This window comes from Mesorhizobium sp. M7A.F.Ca.MR.148.00.0.0 (assembly GCF_003997735.1).
Classification (GTDB): Bacteria; Pseudomonadota; Alphaproteobacteria; order Rhizobiales; family Rhizobiaceae; genus Mesorhizobium.
The window spans coordinates 2,784-6,675 of record NZ_RZTB01000185.1 but is presented as its reverse complement, the minus strand read 5'-3'; the positions used below and the strand labels follow the sequence as shown (position 1 = coordinate 6,675).

The following is a 3,892-nucleotide window of genomic DNA, read 5'->3' as shown; positions in this document are numbered from 1 at the left end:
GAGACAGACGGGGAGAAGGTGCCGGCAGGCGGATGAGCGGCGGCGCCGACTTTGGCGATTGGTGGCCTTCACAAGACGGAAGCCGTCATTGGCCTGAAAGCGACTGGCCCTGCCTTGCTGATCTCCTTGCCAATTGGCAAATGCATGCTATATATCTGCCATAGCGAGGCAACAAAGTGCAGCTTCAGTCCATTGTCACGACACCGGCCACGGTTGGCAGCGTCATATCGGATGACGAGGCCGGCGCGCTGGCGCGCACCACGGTCAATCTGTTCAAGGCCTGGAATCTTAGCGACGTCGAGGCCTGCATCCTGCTCGGCGGCATGTCGGCCCGGACCTGGGCACGCTGGAAAGAAGGCGGCGTCGGCAGGATCGACCGCGACCTGCGCACCCGCATGGCGCATCTGATGGGCATCCACAAGGGCCTGCGCTATCTGTTCACGGACCCGGCGCGCGGCTATGCCTGGATACGCAAGCCCAATGCCGCCTTCGGCGGCCAGTCAGCCCTAGACCTGATGCTGCGCGGCGAAATCTCCGATCTCTCGGCGATGCGCGAATGGCTCGATGCGGAGCGTGGTGCATGGTGAGTGGGCTTGCGGTCCGTCGCCGCGTTGACTGGCCCCAGACCTTCCGCATCATCCGCTCCATCCATCCGCCCATCGACCTCTTCGAGGACATTGCCGACCCGCGCGACTGGGAGGCGCTTGCCGCGGTCGAGGCGAAGACCAACCCGCGCATAAGGTTCGAGATCGGCGATCTCGGCAAGGTGTCGGCCGCAAGGCGGGTTTCCGGCCCCGGCGCCAGCTTCGTGATGGCGCCCTTCGTGCACTGTTCGACGCTGCGGCCGGGACGCTTCTCGGATGGCAGCTACGGCCTCTACTATGCGGGCGACAGCGAGGACGTCGCGCTGGCCGAGACCATCCACCACCACCAGAAATTCATGCGTGCCACCAACGAGGGGCCGGGCTGGACGGCGGACTTCCGCGTGCTGATCGGCAGCGTCGACCGCGACCTCGATGACGTCAACGCCGTGCCCGGCGCGCTCGACCCGGACGACTATTCCGCCTCGCAGGCGGAAGGGCGGGCGCTGCGGGCAGCAGGCAGCGACGGACTGGTATGGAACAGCGTGCGCATGCCGGGCGGGGGCTGCGTCGGCATCTTCTGGCCCGATGTCATTACCATTCCAGTGCAGGGTCGCCACTACAGCTACCATTGGGACGGCGCCCGCGTGGACTTCGTGCGCCAGCACGATACGGGAAAGGTGCTTGCCGTCACATGATGGCGGCGGACACGCTTTACAGATCGCTGGGAAGCCGATATCTATAAATCCAAGGATTAGGATATATGGATAAGAAAAGCACTTTGAATGCACTGGCCGCGCTTGGCCAGGAGACGCGGCTGGATGTCTTCCGGCTGCTCGTGCGCGCCGGACCGGAAGGCATTCCGGCGGGCGAGATCGCCACGAGGCTGGACACGGTCCAGAACACCATGTCGGCGCATCTGAAGGTGCTCGCCCATGCCGGGCTGATCCGTCCCGAACGCGACGGAAGGACCGTGCGCTATGTCGCCGACATGACCGGCCTGCGCGACCTGCTGGCCTATCTGATGGAAGATTGCTGCAATGGCGCGCCGGAGCTCTGCCAGCCCGTCATCAATGCCGTGACCTGTGACTGCTGAGGCAGCGATGACTGGAAAACCATCATGACCGATCATGCTCTGAACGCAGCTGAGGCGGTGCGGCCCGGCATCGGCTTCGTCGAGAAATATCTGACGGTGTGGGTGGCATTGTGCATCGTCGCGGGCATCGCGCTTGGCCATCTGCTGCCAGGCGTGTTCGGCGCCATCGCGTCGGCCGAGATCGCCAGGGTCAACATTCCTGTCGCCGTGCTGATCTGGCTGATGATCGTGCCGATGCTCTTGCGCGTCGATTTCGCCTCGCTGGCCAGGGTCGGCACCTATTGGCGCGGCATCGGCGTGACGCTGTTCATCAATTGGGCGGTGAAGCCGTTTTCGATGGCGCTGCTGGGCTGGCTCTTTATCGGCTGGCTGTTCCGGCCGTGGCTGCCCGCCGTGCAGATTGATTCCTACATTGCCGGACTGATCATCCTTGCTGCGGCGCCCTGCACGGCGATGGTTTTCGTCTGGTCGAACCTGACGCGCGGCGAGCCGAATTTCACACTTTCGCAAGTAGCGCTCAACGACGCGATCATGATCGTCGCTTTCGCGCCCATCGTCGGCCTGCTGCTCGGCCTGTCGGCGATCACCGTCCCATGGGGCACGCTGATGCTGTCGGTCGCACTCTACATCGTCGCGCCGGTGATCGTCGCGCAGCTGGTTCGTGGCCGGCTGCTGGCAGCGAGGGGACAGGCCGGGCTCGATGCCCTGCTTGCCACGCTGCAGCCCTTGTCGCTGATTGCCTTGCTGGCGACGCTGGTGCTGCTGTTCGGCTTCCAGGGCGAGCAGATCATTGCGCAGCCGCTGGTGATCGTGCTGCTGGCAGTGCCGATCCTGATCCAGGTCTATTTCAACTCCGGTCTTGCCTATCTGCTCAACCGCCTCAGCGGCGAGCGGCACTGCGTGGCTGGACCATCGGCGCTGATCGGCGCGTCGAACTTCTTCGAGCTGGCGGTGGCCGCCGCGATCGCGCTGTTCGGGCTGAATTCGGGCGCGGCCCTTGCCACCGTGGTCGGGGTGCTCATCGAGGTTCCGGTCATGCTGTCGGTGGTGTGGATCGTGAACCGCAGCAAGGGCTGGTACGAGAAGGGTGGCGCCGTCCGGAATACCATGTCGACTGGGAAGGCCTCGAAATGACCATCACCATCTACCACAATCCCGATTGCGGCACGTCGCGCAATACGCTGGCCATCATCCGGCAGTCGGGCGAGGAGCCGGAGGTGATTGAATATCTGAAGACGCCGCCGTCGCGACAAAGGCTGGTCGAACTGATCGCCGCGATGGGCATCACACCACGAGACCTGCTGCGCGAGAAGGGCACCCCCTATGCCGAACTCGGCCTTGCCGACCCGAAATGGTCCGGCGAGCAGATCCTCGATTTCATGCTGGCACATCCGATCCTGATCAACCGGCCGATCGTGGTCAGCCCGCTCGGCGTCGTCCTTGCACGGCCGTCGGAAAAGGTGCTGGACATCCTGCCCAACCCGGAGATCGGCGCGTTCACCAAGGAGGATGGCGAGGTGGTCACAGGCGCCTCGGGCAAACGCGCCGGCTGATGCTATTTCCATATTTTTCGAAATTAAGTTGACGGCGCGAAAAGTGCCGCGTAGTTTATTTCCATGAAACTCGAAAAAGCAGCCGTCCAGCTTGAAGCACTCGGCAATCCGACGCGGCTTCAGCTCTATCGCATCCTGGTGCGCGCCGGTGACGACGGGCTTGCCGTCGGCAGTGTCCAGGAAAAACTGGACATCCCGTCATCGACGCTGTCGCATCACCTCAAGCGCCTGGTCGACACCGGGCTTGTCACGCAGGAGCGGCAGGCGACGACACTGATCTGCCGCGCCAACTATCCCGGCATGAATGCGCTGATCGGTTATCTCGCCGACGAGTGCTGCGCCGACGCCGCCTGCGCACCCGCCGTCGGCAAAGCACTGGCTTGATTTTCTTGCGCTTATAATTCGAACATACCGGGAGGATCGAACCTATGGACATGATGGCAAGCCTTCCCGTCGCGGTGATCGGCGCCGGCCCGGTCGGGCTGGCAGCCGCGGCGCATCTGGTCGAGCGCGGCATCACTCCGCTCGTCCTGGAACGCGGCGAAAGCGTTGGGGCAGCACTGCTCGAATGGGGCCATGTGCGGGTGTTCTCGCCGTGGGAATACAACATCGATGCGGCGGCGAGGGCGCTGCTCGACCGCTCCGGCTGGACGGCGCCGGAC

7 protein-coding genes are annotated in these 3,892 nt (G+C 63.8%); all 7 read left to right on the top strand.

All coding sequences use genetic code 11. The features are described from left to right. The first annotated feature begins 176 nt into the window (after positions 1 to 176). A complete protein-coding gene (locus EOB49_RS32105) occupies positions 177 to 587 on the top strand; it encodes an antitoxin Xre/MbcA/ParS toxin-binding domain-containing protein (RefSeq protein ID WP_127383337.1) in 411 nt (136 codons plus the stop codon). After that, complete coding sequence (locus tag EOB49_RS32100) at positions 581 to 1,279, top strand: RES family NAD+ phosphorylase (protein ID WP_127383336.1); 699 nt, start codon at positions 581 to 583, stop codon at positions 1,277 to 1,279. Before EOB49_RS32105 ends, EOB49_RS32100 begins: the two co-directional genes overlap by 7 nt. 65 nt (positions 1,280 to 1,344) lie before the next feature. Continuing rightward, positions 1,345 to 1,677 carry a metalloregulator ArsR/SmtB family transcription factor gene (locus tag EOB49_RS32095; protein WP_127383335.1) on the top strand — a complete coding sequence of 111 codons (333 nt, stop codon included), beginning with the start codon at positions 1,345 to 1,347 and terminating at the stop codon, positions 1,675 to 1,677. 69 nt (positions 1,678 to 1,746) lie between these two features. Next, complete coding sequence (gene arsB, locus EOB49_RS32090; RefSeq protein ID WP_164781883.1) at positions 1,747 to 2,811, top strand: ACR3 family arsenite efflux transporter; 1,065 nt, start codon at positions 1,747 to 1,749, stop codon at positions 2,809 to 2,811. Next, a complete protein-coding gene (arsC, locus tag EOB49_RS32085; protein ID WP_127383333.1) occupies positions 2,808 to 3,230 on the top strand; it encodes an arsenate reductase (glutaredoxin) in 423 nt (140 codons plus the stop codon). The genes arsB and arsC overlap by 4 nt, the downstream gene beginning before the upstream one ends. 63 nt (positions 3,231 to 3,293) lie before the next feature. Further along, positions 3,294 to 3,614: a metalloregulator ArsR/SmtB family transcription factor gene (locus EOB49_RS32080; protein WP_127383332.1), complete on the top strand. Its 321-nt coding sequence runs from the start codon at positions 3,294 to 3,296 to the stop codon at positions 3,612 to 3,614. Between the two features lie 50 nt (positions 3,615 to 3,664). Then, positions 3,665 to 3,892, top strand: a 228-nt coding sequence (locus EOB49_RS38205) for an FAD-dependent oxidoreductase (protein WP_245472937.1), incomplete at its 3' end; no start/stop codon positions are given.